At 46.6% G+C, this 16,128-nt stretch carries 14 protein-coding genes; 2 read left to right on the forward strand and 12 right to left on the reverse strand.

Going from position 1 to position 16,128, the window contains the following annotated elements; all coding sequences use genetic code 11:
• Positions 1-75 precede the first annotated feature (75 nt).
• The 7 genes from pstA to OEY58_12520 all read right to left on the reverse strand — a co-directional run bounded on the left by pstA (position 76) and on the right by OEY58_12520 (position 9,956).
• Entirely contained in the window at positions 76-1,743 is a 1,668-nt protein-coding gene (gene pstA / locus OEY58_12490; GenBank protein ID MDH5326272.1) for a phosphate ABC transporter permease PstA, read from the reverse strand.
• Positions 1,743-4,025: an ABC transporter permease subunit gene (locus OEY58_12495; protein MDH5326273.1), complete on the reverse strand. Its 2,283-nt coding sequence runs from the start codon at positions 4,023-4,025 to the stop codon at positions 1,743-1,745. Before OEY58_12495 ends, pstA begins: the two co-directional genes overlap by 1 nt.
• A 103-nt stretch (positions 4,026-4,128) precedes the next feature.
• Positions 4,129-5,094, reverse strand: coding sequence for a phosphate ABC transporter substrate-binding protein PstS family protein (locus tag OEY58_12500; protein ID MDH5326274.1), 966 nt, complete (start codon positions 5,092-5,094; stop codon positions 4,129-4,131).
• A gap of 160 nt (positions 5,095-5,254) precedes the next feature.
• Positions 5,255-6,580, reverse strand: coding sequence for a phosphate regulon sensor histidine kinase PhoR (gene phoR / locus OEY58_12505; GenBank protein ID MDH5326275.1), 1,326 nt, complete (start codon positions 6,578-6,580; stop codon positions 5,255-5,257).
• A gap of 2 nt (positions 6,581-6,582) precedes the next feature.
• A complete protein-coding gene (phoB, locus tag OEY58_12510) occupies positions 6,583-7,275 on the reverse strand; it encodes a phosphate regulon transcriptional regulator PhoB (protein MDH5326276.1) in 693 nt (230 codons plus the stop codon).
• A 98-nt stretch (positions 7,276-7,373) separates the two neighbouring features.
• On the reverse strand, positions 7,374-8,705 hold the full coding sequence (locus OEY58_12515) for a hypothetical protein (protein MDH5326277.1): 1,332 nt from the start codon (positions 8,703-8,705) through the stop codon (positions 7,374-7,376).
• Between the two features lie 81 nt (positions 8,706-8,786).
• Positions 8,787-9,956: a hypothetical protein gene (locus tag OEY58_12520; protein ID MDH5326278.1), complete on the reverse strand. Its 1,170-nt coding sequence runs from the start codon at positions 9,954-9,956 to the stop codon at positions 8,787-8,789.
• Between the two features lie 503 nt (positions 9,957-10,459).
• Here OEY58_12520 and OEY58_12525 point away from each other — a divergent pair.
• Positions 10,460-11,335, forward strand: coding sequence for a GGDEF domain-containing protein (locus tag OEY58_12525; protein MDH5326279.1), 876 nt, complete (start codon positions 10,460-10,462; stop codon positions 11,333-11,335).
• 48 nt (positions 11,336-11,383) lie between these two features.
• Here OEY58_12525 and OEY58_12530 read toward each other — a convergent pair whose 3' ends face one another.
• The gene (locus tag OEY58_12530; GenBank protein ID MDH5326280.1) at positions 11,384-11,578 is read right to left on the reverse strand and encodes a hypothetical protein; all 195 of its coding nucleotides are present in this window, start codon (positions 11,576-11,578) and stop codon (positions 11,384-11,386) included.
• A gap of 353 nt (positions 11,579-11,931) precedes the next feature.
• Between OEY58_12530 and OEY58_12535 the strand changes: the two genes are divergently transcribed.
• Positions 11,932-12,639 carry an endonuclease gene (locus OEY58_12535; GenBank protein ID MDH5326281.1) on the forward strand — a complete coding sequence of 236 codons (708 nt, stop codon included), beginning with the start codon at positions 11,932-11,934 and terminating at the stop codon, positions 12,637-12,639.
• Here OEY58_12535 and OEY58_12540 read toward each other — a convergent pair.
• From OEY58_12540 to aroC, 4 genes are read right to left on the reverse strand one after another with little or no spacing between them, the layout of a single operon-like run.
• Entirely contained in the window at positions 12,634-13,248 is a 615-nt protein-coding gene (locus OEY58_12540) for a DUF2238 domain-containing protein (protein ID MDH5326282.1), read from the reverse strand. The two genes, OEY58_12535 and OEY58_12540, sit on opposite strands and share 6 nt — an antisense overlap.
• Complete coding sequence (locus OEY58_12545) at positions 13,245-14,405, reverse strand: MFS transporter (GenBank protein MDH5326283.1); 1,161 nt, start codon at positions 14,403-14,405, stop codon at positions 13,245-13,247. The genes OEY58_12540 and OEY58_12545 overlap by 4 nt, the downstream gene beginning before the upstream one ends.
• Positions 14,406-14,435: 30 nt before the next feature.
• Positions 14,436-14,990, reverse strand: coding sequence for a hypothetical protein (locus OEY58_12550; GenBank protein MDH5326284.1), 555 nt, complete (start codon positions 14,988-14,990; stop codon positions 14,436-14,438).
• 14 nt (positions 14,991-15,004) lie between these two features.
• The gene (aroC, locus tag OEY58_12555) at positions 15,005-16,102 is read right to left on the reverse strand and encodes a chorismate synthase (protein MDH5326285.1); all 1,098 of its coding nucleotides are present in this window, start codon (positions 16,100-16,102) and stop codon (positions 15,005-15,007) included.
• Positions 16,103-16,128: the final 26 nt, after the last annotated feature.

Below are 16,128 nucleotides of genomic sequence, written 5' to 3' on the forward strand. Positions count from 1 at the left end.
TTCGGTGGATCACTTTGTCATTAAGTTGTTAGCTTTCAAGAACTTCAGCGCATATACTTGAGCCCATAAGCGCTTTCAGCCCTCTAAAGCCCGATACTTTTCCCGCAATTGATTTCGTACCGCAACTGCGGCCATATTCAGAACCACAATAACGACTACCAGCAGCAATGCCGTAGCATACACCAATGGTCTGGCTGCCTCTACGTTAGGGCTCTGAAAACCCACGTCGTATATATGGAAACCCAAATGCATAAACTTACGATCCAAGTGCAAAAACGGCGCATTAGCGTCCAGAGCCAATGATGGTGCCAGCTTGACGACGCCCACCAACATCAAGGGTGCTACCTCGCCGGCGGCGCGGGCCACAGCCAGGATTAAACCGGTCATCATTGCCGGGCTGGCCATCGGTAATACCGTGCGCCACAAGGTTTCTGCTTTTGTTGCTCCTAATGCCAGACTGCCCTCGCGAATGGATTTGGGAATGCGTGACAGCCCTTCCTCCGTCGCAACAATCACTACGGGTAGAGTCAGCAAGGCTAATGTCAGGGAGGCCCACATAATTCCCGGTGTACCGAAAGTGGGCGCCGGCAAGGCTTCCGGGAAAAACAGCCGATCCAAATTGCCACCGAGAAAGTATACGAAAAAACCCAATCCAAACACGCCGTATACAATGGAAGGAACGCCGGCGAGGTTGTTAACAGCAATCCGAATCAGACGCGTTAAAAATCCCTGAGTGGCATATTCCCGCAAATACACCGCAGCGATTACACCAAAAGGGGTAACGATGATAGACATAATGATGACCATTAATACAGTGCCAAATATCGCCGGGAAAATGCCCCCTTCGGTATTGGCTTCTCGGGGATCATCGGTTAGAAACTCCCACACCTTGTGTATATAAAAACCAATTTTCGAGAGCACAGACATTTCATTGGCTTTATAAACATTCACCACTTTGGCCAGGGGAATGTCCACGGCTTGGCCGCTCGCAGTTTCCATGGTAATGCTATCTCGATTGATATCGCTATACAGTTTGTTAAGAGCCTTCTGCAGGTGGCCATATTCCGCTTCAGCCTGCTGTTTTTCCTGCGCTAATTCCTGCTGATTTTGCGTGTTCCAATCCCCCTGCAGTTCCAGCTTTTTTTGACGCAGACGCAGACGTTCCAACTGATAGTTGATGGTACCAATATCGTCTTTTTCGATTTTTCGAATTTGGGAGTGTAGCTCGGCGGCTCGATCCAGTTGCTGCTCCAGTTCCGCCCACAGCGCCTCTTTCGCATCAATGACTTTACCATCCGCTTTAACAGATTTCAGATAGCCGTAAAAATTTCCCCATTCGTAACGCTCTACAGTGACCAACGCTTCCGGTGTGGATTGTTTATCAATATTGGGAACCAACAACCATTGAAAATCCAAACCCAGAACATCTCGATTACCGGTTTTGACCAACAACCGCTGTACACGTTGGGCGCTTGCATCCAACCGGCCTTCAGCCAGGGTGATACCCGCATCCTGCAATCGTCTTAACGGAACCGTCTCCTCGTCGGTAACCTCACCAATAATCCGGACCTGTTGGTTGTTTTTGTCCACATAGGAAAATTCAGTCACATCGGCAGGCCAAAAATGCCCCAGACCTCTGATGGCAATCAACAGCAACAGGCCGCACACCAACACTATGCTGGTACTGACCGCTGCCGCGTTCAACCATACCCAAGGCGCTCCACTTTTTATCCAACGATTCATCATAGCGAACTGTATTTCTCCCGCAAACGCTGCCGTACCAACTCAGCGACGGTATTGAAAATGAATGTGAACATAAATAAAACCAGGGCCGCCAGAAACAACACTCGGTAGTGGGTACTATCCACTTCCGATTCCGGCATTTCCACGGCGATATTAGCCGAAAGGGTTCGCATCCCTTGAAAAATACTCAAATCCATAACAGGCGTGTTTCCTGTTGCCATCAACACAATCATGGTTTCCCCTACAGCCCTTCCGAAACCGATCATGACCGCAGAGAAAATACCGGGACTTGCTGTTAACAGTACCACCCGCACCATGGTCTGCCATGGTGTGGCACCCAGAGCCAAAGAACCATAGGTCAAGTGTTTAGGCACACTGAAAATCGCATCTTCGGCAATGGAAAAAATGGTCGGAATCACGGCAAAGCCCATAGCAATACCAACCACCAATGAGTTGCGTTGATCAAAATCAATCCCGGCATCTTTCAGCCATACGCGCATATCACCGCTGAAAAGCAAATTCTCTATGGGCTGACTCATGGCGAAACTCAACCATCCCACGACGATAATCACGGGAATCAATAACGCCGCGTCCCAACCCTCAGGAATGGCATGACGATACTTTTCCGGCACGTGCTGCCAAGAATAAGCAAACGCCAGAATAGCCATGGGCATGACCAACAATAACGTAAATATACCCGACAAATGCGTCTCCACCAGCGGTGCCAACCACAAACCGGCGAGAAACCCCAATATGACTGTTGGTAAAGCCTCCATAATTTCAATACCAGGCTTCACCATACGACGCATACGCGGCGCCATAAAGTACGCGGTATAAATCGCCCCCATAATTGCCAGTGGAATGGCGATGAGCATGGCGTAAAACGCAGCTTTTAAGGTGCCAAAAACCAAGGGTGTTAAACTAAACTTGGGCTCAAAATCATTGCTGGCAGAGGAAGATTGCCAAATGTATTGTTCTTCGGGGTAGTTTTCATACCAGACTTTACCCCATAAAGAGGACCAGGACACTTCCGGGTGCTCATTAACCAGTGCAAAAAAATTCAGCTTCTCACTACCCTCTTCACCGCCTTCAACCAGCAGGGCGTTTGCCCTGGGCGCCAAAGATACGGCCCGCGGCTTAGACGTCACCGGCTCCAACAACAAAACCCGCTCTGCCGTAGAATGATAAACCCCCAAGTAGCCGTTTTCATCCAAAACAACAAATCCTTTGCGACTGTATTCCGACACCACACTATGGACAGCGGCTTCCCTCTCGTGAAAGCTGCGAAACTTGCGTAGCTCCGGTTTATTACTCGCATTACGAACGGGGGACCATTGGCTTATGTAACCCGCCGAATCACCGGCTAATAGAGAAATGTCTCCGGTTAAAAATTCCAAGCGGGTTAAAAGCTGTCCTTTACCTAAAATATTGGTGTGTTGCAATAAAGTCGGAAATTCCTTATCGCTAATATCATAAGCACTGAGCTCGCCTTTGGCGTTAGCCAAATAGACAGTACGCTGCTCTTTGTCCAATAAAAGAAACTCGATGTTTTCCACCTTCAACTCAATCACTGCCTGAGTTTTAGTGGAATCCGATTCCTCTGCTTCGAATAAATTTTCTTCTTTGGCAAAGCTGGTAATAATCAATCGGTCGTCCACGGTGAGAGCCACGATGGTGGAAGACTCTTCACCCAGTTTGACAGCAATTTGGCTTATCTCACGCTCCTGCTCATCCACCAGCAAGGGATCCGGCCCCAAAGGAAATATCAATTCCGGGTCGATACGACGGACATTATTGGGATAACTGACCTTGTACTTATGCTGAGCCACGATGACATGACCGGAGGAAGTACCGTATGCAACCGTCCCCTTTGTAGGATCTCCCTGAGTGAAACTGGTCAACACGGCGTCTTTGGGCGTCTCAATACGATCCGTTCTGATACTCGAACCTTTGCGGGCATCGAAAAAGATGGCGTAACCCTGATTGGTAAATCGTACTCCAATTTCATTTTGCTCTTCCATGGCCAGCAGCACACTGGCACCTTTGTCTCCACCCGGCACGCTGTATTCAGCTTCTTTTTGCAGAGATGCCGGTAAAAACAAAGGGAAAACAACATAGAGCAAATAGAAAAAAATCAGAACAATAGCGATGATGACGCTTATACCACCGATACCGACACTGTAGCGGGCGATAATATCTTTGATATAGCGCCAGCGTCTTAGCTTCTCAGCTCGACCCAATTGCAGGCTGCTGGAATGACTCGTAGGGGAATCACTATTCATAACAGAGGATCATAACGGACAATTGTTACAGTAATATGACAGCCCCCAAAACCCAAACGCCGTCGGCAAGGACGGCGCTTCAATCCTGAATTCACAGCAAACACTACAGGTTTGACAGAACCTTACTAACCACTTTGCTGGATAAGGGGACATAACCATCCTTGATCACGACTTGTTGCCCGGTTTGAGACAACACCATCTTAATAAACTCTTTTTCCAATGGCGGCAAAGGCTTATTGGGGTGTTTATTGACATAGACAAACAAAAACCGCGACAAAGGGTATTTACCGCTGGCTGCGTTTTTCTTAGTTGCGTCAAAGTACTTTGCACCGTTTTTCTTTGCAATTGGAACGGCTTTAACCCCTGATGTCTTATAGCCTATACCGGAATACCCTATCCCATTGATTGAGGAAGTAATGGATTGCACAACAGATGCAGATCCAGGTTGCTCATTGACATTATTCTTAAAATCACCTTTGCAAAGGGCTTTTTTCTTAAAAAATCCGTAGGTTCCGGATACTGAATTTCTTCCGTAAAGCTGAATTCCACGATTTTTCCAACCACCACTCAAACCCAGGTCTCCCCAGGATTGTATGTCTTTATCGTGCCGACATTTGCGTGTAGAAGAGAAAACCGCATCGACTTGAGCGATAGTCAATCCGGAGATGGGGTTGTCTTTATGCACATACACCGCTAACGCGTCGATTGCAACCGGTATTGCCAGGGGTTTATAACCATAACGCTTTTCAAATGCCGCCGTCTCCTTGTCCTTCATTTTGCGGCTCATGGGCCCCAGGTTGGCTGTAGCTTCGGTCAACGCCGGAGGTGCGGTGGAAGATCCGGCCGCCTGTATTTGTACATTTACATTGGGATATAAACGTTTGAATTCTTCTGCCCACAGGGTCATAAGATTGGCTAAAGTATCCGAGCCCACACTGGACAAATTGCCGGAAACGCCACTGGATTTTTTATACTGGGGCAATTTAGGGTCCACATCCTGAGCCTGCGCCGGAACCAAATAAATCAAACTCAAGGCCGTTACGGTGGTAAACACCTGTTTAAATTTCATTATCTATTTTCTCCATTAACTTTGAGTGTCCTATTATTCAAACTCCAAATGACATGCAGATGAAACTTTTATGACATTTATATTACAGTACGCTGAAGTAGCGCCGACACAGAGTGCCGGCTTTGACAGCGCAAACAACTCCGGGGAACACGAAGAGCACTCACGAAACCCGTTTTTTCAGGTCGTACTCCTTAATCAACACTCGTTTGGCTGGAAACCGAATTTGGAACACACTGCCCTTACCGGGCACGCTATTGATGGATAACTGGGCTTCATGGCGTTGCAACACATGTTTAACGATTGCCAGCCCCAGCCCGGTCCCTCCCTGCTCACGAGAGCGTCCAGGATCCACCCGGTAAAAACGTTCAGTCAGACGGGAGATATGTGCCGCCGGGATTCCCATACCATCATCCTTAACTTCAAAAAAAGCCATTCCATCCTCGGAATACCAGCGAATTTCAATACACCCTCCTTTTCCGGTATATTTCACTGCATTGGACACGATATTGGAAAAAGCACTGTGCAACTCTTTTTCGCTCCCCATGATTTGCAAAAAGGGTTCGTTCTCCAGCGTTATAGTGCGCTCATCCTTAGCAAGCAGCTGTGCATCCTGTTTGATGGAATTTAACAACAGCGCAACTGGAACCGGCTCCGGTCGCAGAACATCATCCGATTCCAACTTGGACAACATCAACAAATCTTCCACTATCTGACTCATGCGAGCGGTTTGCTGTACCATTTGTTGTAATGCTTTTTTCGATGCCGGAGACCACTGCTGGTCTTTATCATCATCCAGAAAATTTTCCAGATAACCAAACATGACCGTTAAGGGGGTTTTCAATTCGTGAGAAATATTAGCAACGAAATCACGACGCACCTGCTCCAGATGATGTAACCGAGTAATGTCCCGTACCACCATGAGCATTTGATTTTTCGCATAAGGAACCATGCGTATCGAGAGAATTCGCTGTTCGTCCACAGGAGACGAAATTACCACCGGATCTTCCGATTCTTCACTGCTAACCAACAGCTTAACAAAAGCAGGATTACGAATGAGATTGTCAATACGCTGCCCCACATCTTTTTTCTTTTTTAAACCCAAGTACAATTTAGCGGCTTTATTGAACCACTCAATTTCACCGTATTCGTTCAAGACGACGGTAGCATCAGGCATGGCAGAAGTGGACTTTTGAAACCGATTCAGCATATTAGCCAACTTACGCTTACTTTCCCGGTTACGCTGTTTTAAGCGGTATATGTGGTAGAACACATCACCCCATATACCCATTCCATCAGGAGGATCCTGGCGCTGCCCCTTGCGGAACCAACGCTCCAACTTATACAAATTCCTTAGATGCCAACCAAAATAAACACCCAACCAGATACCCATTACAGTGGACACGCGCCCAACTACTGAGCCAATGACGAGCGCCAATAAACTCAGCATTAGCAATCGCCAGAATTCTCGTAACCAGGGGTTAGCCAAAATTACTCCCTTATGGAAAAACGATAACCGGCGCCACGAACCGTTTGAATCTTCTGGTCATAACCGCCAATACATAGAGCTTTTCGCAGGCGACGAATATGTACGTCCACTGTTCGGTCTTCTATATACACATTGCTCCCCCACACATGGTCAAGCAATTGCCCACGGCTGTGGACCCGTTCCGGGTGCTGCATGAGAAAACGCAACAACTTAAATTCAGTGGGACCCATGTCTATAGCTGCATCGCAAATTGTTACTCTGTGGCCTGCCATATCCAGTTTCAAATCATCAACTTCCAAAATCTCTCCCAGAGCTTGTTTTGGTGTGGAACGACGTAAAACCGCATTTATTCTGGCGACCAGTTGCTTAGGAGAAAACGGCTTGCTGACATAATCGTCCACTCCTACATCAAAGCCTTTTAAGGTGTCCTCTTCGCTATTTTTTGCGGTCAGCATAATGATAGGAAGTTGATTATGGATGGCATCTTTGCGTAACCGTCTGGCAAAATCAATACCACTCATACCCGGAAGCATCCAATCCAATAAGATCAGATCCGGTGAGGTTTGACGAATGACCTCCATGGCCTTACCTGCATCGGCAACGGCATTCCACTGAAACCCGGCCTTTTCCACCGTGTAACCAATCATATCACTGATTGCGATTTCGTCTTCAATTACCAATATATACTGGGACATAACTTAACAGTTTACTCTTAAAGACACCCAGTTTAAAACAACAACGTGACAGTTTGATAAAAAGCGTAAATCACTGTAATTAAAGAACAACTACATCACTACTCAGCAATAGTATAGACAATGCGTACCTTACTGTTGCCTTGCACAGATTTGAGAGACACATAGCCAATCGCGCTCTCATTGCGTGACACGAAAGAAGCCACCAGACGGTCTTTCTTGGTTTTATGGATATTGCGCATTTGGTTAGTTATTTTCCGATTGGATGCAGCTGTCGCCGCTTCCAAAGAGGTCATATTTAACACCGTATTGGAAAATACCTCCCGTCCTGGTGAGTGCATCGGTAAATCAAAGATAGTCACTTTTTTCCCATTACTCCAGCGGCTCACCTTGTCGGTATAAATATTGCGAATGTCACTTTTGCTCAAAGTTTCATGATTGTTTTTATGAACAATCACCACAATGGCCTCCTCCTCAGAATTGACTTTGCTCGTTTGCGGTTGAGCTATCCGACCGGCGTCTAAAATACTTTGCTTTAAGCCGGCTATCACTTGGGATTCCGGGTCTGATTGGGATTCCGGGTTTGAACTGTCTTGCGCCTTTGGTGTGGATTTAACTTGAGCCAAATGAGCCTGAGGGAGCGTTCTAGCGTTTTTATCGGATTTTAACGCAATGGTTTTATTACGCGGTTTTGTTGTTGTGGGTTTGTTTTGCCGGTCGGTTTTTTGTGCCGCAGGCGGTTTCCCTTGCTGCGGTCGTTCTGACAAAACCGGTTTGGTTTGGGAAAGTTTTTGTACCGCGACTTGCTTTTCAGGTTTGGAAGAATTGGGACTTACCACTGTGGCAGTGATGTGTTTTTTTCGTTTTGCAGCAGGTTTTGCTGTGACAGACGCAAGCGGCACCTCCGAGTCAGCAAAAGAGCCCCCCAATGCGCCGCTGGAAAAATGCTCAAAAGCCTGAAGATCTTCCAGAGTTTCCTCATTTGCCAAATCCTCAGCAAAGCCGGCTTCGGCAGGATTTGCAACCGTGGCAGCCCCGATGCCGGAATCTTCGCCGGCTGTCATACCAATAGCCACCTCATTTAAAGAGACTTCCGCATCCGAGGCCACATCCGCATCAAACGACTTGCCCTCCGGAGGAACAGCCAACAGAACCACTTGTTTGCCTTGTGCCAGTTCTTCGGATTGCGACAGATCCATATCTCCGGGAGATGTGCTCCCCGTCACCTCTTCTGAGTCCGCCTGTGACCGCGGTTCATTTATTACTACGGGAGCGATGTCTTCCTGTTCAAATATCTCCGATATAAGTGCCTGTTCCATCTCGGAGACTTTTTCCGGCACAATGACCGGCGGCAAAGGATCCCGCTTCAAAAGTACCAGGCTACTGACAACGATAGAAATCCCTAGAAATGAAAATATCCAGACAAATCGCATAATCTATTTTCCGGGGTTTAACGACAGTTTTCCATTAAAATTCAGGAACACGACAAGGGCCTACAGGGACCACATCAGCACCTACTCACCCAAATGCACAGCTATAGACAATATGGTGGAATTGTAATTAGCCGAAACACTTGAATCAACCACATGGTGCTCTAATTTCAACACCAGTTCATTACTGACACGATAGTTGAATATGGCACTGTGAATCAAATATTTCTCCCGCTGCCGCGGCGGTAATATTTTATAGTCCACAAACCGGTCGAAGCGATACCCTATAACATACTGATTTTTATTGTAAAGCAGCTGACCATAATAACCATCCTTGTCATATTCATCACCATTGGGGCGCTTGTAGGTACCATAAGCATACTCTGTTTGAAAGGTAAAACCCGCACCCTGCGCTTTAGCATGCGCACCCACCACCGATTTAGCCACGCCATCCATTCCGTCATTAATCGTATCGCGGTAGTAACTCCCTCCCAGTTCCCAACGATCGAACACCAATGCTGCACGCATGCCCACGGACTTTGAGCTATTGTTATCGCCGGCTCCAGCGGCCGACTCGCCGTTACCAACATATAAATTGTAATTTAAAAAGGCGTTACCGATGGCTGGATTACCAAATACCATAGCACCATCTATGTATTGAGGAAATATTTGTCGTATGTGAGCCGGCCGCTCCTGAGTAGCCACGTATGGCGGATAGTAATCTGTAAGCCAAATTCCTGCGGGGGTATAAAACCTCCCGGCCTTCAGGTTCATTGCCGTTGTGTATAAGTAATCGATATTCATGGCTTCGAGGAAAAGCTGCCCACTGCAATTACTGCAGTTGGATCCTCCGCCGAAATCAATAAAAGGGCCATCCTCGTATTCCACTTCGGAAAACAAGCGCCAACGTTCACTGATGTTTTTAGAAACAAACAAGGAAAAATGGTGTAGTCGAAAGCCATCGTTGCTGCCTTCCAGCGAAGATTGGCGATACTCCACATCCGCATACCCGGACAATTTCACCCGGGATTGCAGTTGTTTTTCCAGGTCCATGCCCATCTCCTGAGCCACGGTATTGTCATCCAGCAGTTTGTTTAGTTTTTCTTCCTGCTCCTGTTGCGAGCGACGCAATTGTTCATTTTCTTGCTGCAATCCCTCGATCAGTTGCCGTAGTTCACTTTCGGAAGCCTGCACCGAGCCTGATAAAAATAACAACATCCCGGTAAACACAAGCATTTTATTTATTATTGTCATTAGTAGTCCCCAATTTTTATATCCCAAAATCCATAACTCAAACGCTGCAATGTCCTACACACCCCCCTACACCTGCTCAGAAAACCCCTAATAGAATCCCCGGTAAAACCCAGGCATTCTTTACGCATCAATACCGCACCTACGTAAGAACACCCTTACACCAAAAAATCTTGAATATGAGAGCAATCTACAAAACGTGTATATTTTAAGGGAAGCGGTGAATTACCACAATCTAACGGATAACAGATAATTAAGGAACCGATATATATAACGTAGAACACATTCCGGAGGGCAAAAATGTATAAGATTTCAGCAGTTTTTGGCGAAAGAGTGATATCGTTAAGAGTTATTACTACCATTTCGTGATTAATGGTTTATTATTATCGTATCTGTCGACAGTTCTCGTCGTCTCCATTAATTTTCATACAATGCCACGGACCTGCATAAAATTGATTAAAACCAATCCATATACCGCTAAAAACCTATGGTTATACAGTCTATATATGCTGGTGGCTTGCGCCGTAACCGCCGGCTTAAATATTGTACACACGAAATACGTTCTCAATATTGATCTTTATGCCAGCCTCTTTGTTGTCCCCACCGTTGCAGGCTTGTTGTTCGGATTCACGGTTGCAAGATCCAAAATCATGCACACCGAAAATCTGCGCGCCATACGATATAGTTGTGACGCTGGGGTGATCGCCAAGCATATCGTTCAAGCTTGCTTTGTCACCTGCGCCTTGAACGTAGTGCATACCGAATGGATTTTAAAACAACCCCTAAGCAGTGATTTGTTTGTCGCCCCTTTAATCGCCGGTATTTTCTTCGGTTATCTGATCGCTAGAGTCAATATCTTAAACAACAAACTGCTGCGCCTGGCCAGTACAGATTTGCTCACACGTACCGCCAATCGCATGCAATTTGATAAATGCTTGAAACAGGAGCTGGAACAGGCCAAGAAATCGGGGAATACCTTTTCCTTGATTTATTTTGACATCGACAATTTTAAGGAAATCAATGACCGATTCGGCCATTTGGCTGGAGACCATATACTGGTGGAGGTGGCCCATTGCGTTAAAAAAACTATCCGCCGCCACGACGTCCTGGCACGCTATGGTGGTGACGAGTTCATCATTCTAGCCCGCTCGGCGAATTTGCAAACTTCATTGCAGCTGGCAGAAGAAATCAAACACCAAGTTTGCACCAACGCTCGCGGTAATGCAGCTCACGGCAATGGAGAAGCCATAGCTGTCAGTTGCAGTTTTGGTGTCGTTGAGTATTCCCCTCAAAGGGACTCCGTACTCAGTCTGATAAAAGATGCTGACAACGCCCTTTACACGGCCAAAAACGAAGGTCGGAATTGCGTTGCCGCCGGTTAACCGGGGCCATTCGGCCCCAAACTATCACATTCAAATTTAAGAGTCTGTTTAAGCGACAGGCCGGTAAATCAAACCGGGCACAAATAAAAGCTCATCCTTATCCAGCTGATCCAGAGGACAACCATCTCGATCACATTGAGCTATGCGATCAAATACATATTTCTTGTCATACTGGGTTATGCTTTCGTAAATTGGTTTTCCCAAATGGGTTCCAATGGCAGGACCGTATTCTCGTTTCACCACTTTAATTGCCCTCATTAGATTGGTGTCAAAGTTTTACTGTTCAAAACCAATGCGGATTACATTGATTCAATTCAATGGAACGTCAATAATGGAACGTCAATGAAAAGTATCGTCCATGCATCTTTCCGCTTTAATGGTTTAGACAACAGAAATTCTCAAGTTGAGAACCAACACCAAAACCGCCGAAATACATAAGTAATCACTAATATTCTACCTATGTAATAGTGGAACTCATGGCTCCATCTGGTGTAGTATGATCGTCAACATCGAGCATTTTCGCGACAAAGTCGTTGGTTTTCTTGGTAACCATGACTGCAAATTACATAATGTGTGCCACTGGATATAAATGTGTCATGAATTTCAATATTCCGAGAACATTACCCTTGTTATCCGCCTTTGTCTTCTTGTATGCCATTGCAGTAGAGGCGGAAGAAGTTGAGGTAGAGCCGGCTCCACACAATCATCCTTTCTGGCAGCTCTATCCGGAAGGTGGCTGGACACTCTATTGCGGTGAGCACTTTACCGCTCAATCCAACATTGTGGCGGAGCCGGTGTACTCAGCGTATTGGATAAAACGTTTTTTTTCCTGCAGCAGCCTTGAAGAATGTAGAAGCAAACAAACATTTCGTGAAATTGAAAACGACTTACATAACCTCTATCCGGCACTGCCTATGATTGTATTGGCCCGTAAAGATGACGATTATGGCATAGTGGCAGGCGAATTTAGAGAATACTTTGAATGTGATTTTGAGCATGATGGCCAACAACATGTGGTGGAACCTCGCCCTATTGCCCGTGGAAACATAGCTCGTTCTCTGTTTTATATGCACAAAAACTATGGCTTGCCGCTAAAAAGTACTCAGTTCAATTTATTTATGGACTGGCATAAAAACGACCCGCCCAGCAAAGATGAAATCCGGCGTAATGAACTGATTGAAAAACTCCAAGGCAACAGGAATCCTTTTATAGACCATCCTGACACGGCTGAAGACTTGCGTGCTTCCGTAGCCAGGTCGAGTGAAACACAGCCAAGCAACAATCAGGCAGCCGCAGGCCTATAGTCGCGGTAACTGTCTATCTTGAACGGTAGTCAAGCCTATCTGAGCAACAATAGCCCCCAAAAGAGCCAAGGCCATATCAGACTGAGTATCCCATTCATAACCCTGTGTTCCAAGAAAAGCATCGGCAGCACTACCGCTTGCCACCGCAACCCACCACTCAATCAACTCGTAAAATGCACTGATCGCCAGACATATACACACCACGATAAAAAACAGCCATTTACCCGGCACTAATGGTGAACGACGCAGCAAGATTTCCCTCGCGACCATGGCAGGAATAAACCCCTGAGCAAAATGTCCTAATTTGTCGTAGTGATTTCTCTCCCACCCCAAACTGTCACCAATCCAGTCAAATAAAGGAACTTCCGCGTAGGTGTAATGGCCTCCAACCATCAATATGATGCAATGCACTAAAATCAATGCGTACACCAGTGGCGTCAGGGGAAACCGACTTAGTGTCAGCAACAAAATTAGAGCCGCTAGTAAGGCAGGTATGACCTCTAAAAACCAAATGAAATAGTCAGTCGGTTGCACCGCTGACCAAATCAGCACCGACAAGTACAAACCTGCCCAAGACCAAAACCATTGGGACCGAAGCTGTGGGTTCAACTTGCCACCTCCTCCTTTACGTGAGTCATGTCCGGTCGCAGCCAGATCCAGCTAACCACCGCTCCCAGTATGACGCTGATACTGGCGATGGCAAACACTGTGGGAGCCCCCATACTTTCCCAGATTAATCCACTGTAGAAACTACCGATAGCGCCCCCCAACCCGAAACTCAAACTGCTGTAGAGCGCCTGCCCTTTACCCTGGTGATGGCCCGAAAAATATTGATGAATCAATTGAATAGCACTGGCGTGATATATTCCAAAACTGGCGGCATGGAGAATCTGCGCAACCACCAACACAGCCAAACTGTCGACAAAATTGCCGATGAGCAACCAGCGCAATGCTGCCAGGACCAGGCTGATCCAAAGTAATAGCTTCACTCCCAAGCGAGGGACCAAGCGATGCATTAATAAAAATGCCACCACCTCAGCAATGACCCCCAGAGCCCATAACCATCCGATTAACGAAGGACTGTAACCGGACTCCTCCAGATAGATGGTATAGAAAGTATAGTAAGGTCCATGGCTCATTTGCATTAGCAAACATACTGCCAGTAAGGCCAACACTCGCGGCTGTTTCATCACACTGGTTAAGGATCGATTCTGTATCGACTTATGCCCTGCCGCTTGCTCCGGAACCAAAAGGCTCATGCCCCAAATACCAACAAACAATATCAGCAACACCAGCGGTAACGTGTTAATCCCCAGCTGATGTAACACGTGCCCTAAGCCGGCTGCTGTAATAATAAATCCTATGGAACCCCAAAGGCGAATGCTGCTATAACGGTGGGTATGGTTACCCAAAAAGGTAAATGTGGTGGCTTCAAACTGAGGTAAAGTGGCGTTCCAAAAAAAACTGAAACTCACCATAACCAGCAACAACCACCAATAGTGACTACCGGCAAATACCCCTGCAAAACACACCGCACCTAAGGCGCACCCCCAACGTACAAAACGCATGCGCTTGCCGGTATGATCAGCAATCCATCCCCATACATTGGGAGAAATGATTTTAGTCCCCATCACAACAGCCATGAACAAACCTATGTCCTGTGCTGTGAAACCAACCGACTTGAGATACAGCCCCCAATAGGGCAACAAAGCACCTAAAGATGCAAAATAGAACAGATAAAATCCGGACAATCGCCAATAGGGCATAGGAAAGGTTGTGTTTTTGCTGATCCGGTTTTAATAAAACAACATGCCCATTACTAACAACAATGCAGCCGTTAGAAAAAAAGCCATGTTCATGGTTAATACATACTTACGATTAACGAAACTGCTACAAAATGCGATTCGGGCCATGCTGTACAGCATTAGCACCGCTAAAAACAAACCCGCCGAATGCTTAAGAAAATCATCCATCAAAAAACTGATCTCAGCTTCTTGCCAGGGTAATATCCCACCATAATACAATTGACTGAATACCTGCTGCGACAGGATATCAAACAAAAAAGTGGCAAATAAAATAGCAATGGTAAACAGAAATAAAAATGCTACCCCTTTGGGTCGCCGCCTCGCTTCCCACAAGACCCAAAACAAACTGAGTAAAACGCTAACCAGGACAGACAAAAACAATAAAATGGCCAACACACAGTTCAAGCAATTGTCCGTGTGGTCCATTGGCTGAAGCAGTTGCCATTTAACCAGCAAAAACAGTGAAAAGCTCAGAAAAAACCAAGGTACGCCAAAGGGATCTTTCCTAAAAAGCGCAACGATTTTCTGTACATTCACACTCTGCATGATCAAAACGGATTTTAATTGCCAGCCGGTACGATGGGGGTTTCCGATTTAACATCCGGATTTTGGGCCCGGTGGCGCAAGGCATGGTCCATCAAAGTGATAGCAAGCATTGCCTCGGCGATGGGTGTGGCACGAATTCCCACACAGGGATCGTGACGCCCTTTCGTCACCACCTCAACAGGCTCACCGTTTCGATCCACACTGCGGCAGGGAATTCTTAAACTGGAGGTGGGCTTCATGGCAATGCTGACCAATAGATCCTGCCCTGTGGAGATTCCCCCCAATATTCCTCCTGCATGATTACTCATAAAACCCTCTGGTGTAATTTCATCACGGTGCTGTGTGCCCCGTTGAGCAATACTGGCAAAACCTGCCCCAATCTCCACACCTTTAACGGCATTGATGCTCATCATGGCGTGAGCAATATCCGCATCCAAACGGTCGAAAATGGGTTCCCCAAGTCCGGGAATCATACCGGTGGCCACAACATTGATACGGGCGCCGATGGAATCGCCATCTTTCCTCAGCTGATCCATGTATTGCTCCATTTCTGCTACTTTATCGGCATCGGGACAGAAAAAAGCATTGGTTTCGATTTGATCCCAATCACATCGCTGAATTTTAATGGGGCCCAATTCGCTGAGATAACCTCGAATACGAATTCCGTAGCGGTTTAAAAGGTACTTTTTTGCAATCGCCCCGGCGGCTACCCGCATGGCAGTCTCGCGGGCGGAACTGCGCCCACCACCACGGTAGTCTCGAAAACCGTATTTTTGCTGGTAGGTATAATCCGCATGCCCCGGTCGAAAACTATTCATAATATTGGAATAGTCTTTAGACTTTTGATCCGTATTGTGAATGATCAAGGCGATGGGTGTTCCCGTTGTCTTATTTTCAAACACACCGGAGAGAATTTTCACCTCATCGGCTTCTTTCCTCTGGGTCGTATGACGGGATTGCCCGGGTTTGCGTCGGTCCAAATCAGGCTGCAAATCGGTCTCGGATAATTCCAGCCCCGGAGGGCAACCATCCACTATACAACCAATAGCAGGGCCATGACTTTCACCAAACCCGGTGACTGTAAAAATTTTTCCAAAACTGTTTCCTGACATCCCCTTATTGTAACTGTTTCCGAAGC

The sequence above is a fragment of the Gammaproteobacteria bacterium genome, from assembly GCA_029882975.1.
In the GTDB taxonomy this organism is placed as follows: Bacteria; Pseudomonadota; Gammaproteobacteria; order SZUA-152; family SZUA-152; genus JAJDNG01.

What these genes read in the sequence shown, in the direction of transcription:
- pstA (MDH5326272.1), bottom strand. Translation starts at nt 1,743, where the DNA reads ATGAATCGTTGGATAAAAAGTGGAGCGCCTTGGGTATGGTTGAACGCG.
- OEY58_12495 (MDH5326273.1), bottom strand. Translation starts at nt 4,025, where the DNA reads ATGAATAGTGATTCCCCTACGAGTCATTCCAGCAGCCTGCAATTGGGT.
- OEY58_12500 (MDH5326274.1), bottom strand. Translation starts at nt 5,094, where the DNA reads ATGAAATTTAAACAGGTGTTTACCACCGTAACGGCCTTGAGTTTGATT.
- phoB (MDH5326276.1), bottom strand. Translation starts at nt 7,275, where the DNA reads ATGTCCCAGTATATATTGGTAATTGAAGACGAAATCGCAATCAGTGAT.
- OEY58_12515 (MDH5326277.1), bottom strand. Translation starts at nt 8,705, where the DNA reads ATGCGATTTGTCTGGATATTTTCATTTCTAGGGATTTCTATCGTTGTC.
- OEY58_12520 (MDH5326278.1), bottom strand. Translation starts at nt 9,956, where the DNA reads ATGACAATAATAAATAAAATGCTTGTGTTTACCGGGATGTTGTTATTT.
- OEY58_12525 (MDH5326279.1), top strand. Translation starts at nt 10,460, where the DNA reads ATGCTGGTGGCTTGCGCCGTAACCGCCGGCTTAAATATTGTACACACG.
- OEY58_12535 (MDH5326281.1), top strand. Translation starts at nt 11,932, where the DNA reads ATGAATTTCAATATTCCGAGAACATTACCCTTGTTATCCGCCTTTGTC.
- OEY58_12545 (MDH5326283.1), bottom strand. Translation starts at nt 14,405, where the DNA reads ATGCCCTATTGGCGATTGTCCGGATTTTATCTGTTCTATTTTGCATCT.
- OEY58_12550 (MDH5326284.1), bottom strand. Translation starts at nt 14,990, where the DNA reads ATGCAGAGTGTGAATGTACAGAAAATCGTTGCGCTTTTTAGGAAAGAT.
- aroC (MDH5326285.1), bottom strand. Translation starts at nt 16,102, where the DNA reads ATGTCAGGAAACAGTTTTGGAAAAATTTTTACAGTCACCGGGTTTGGT.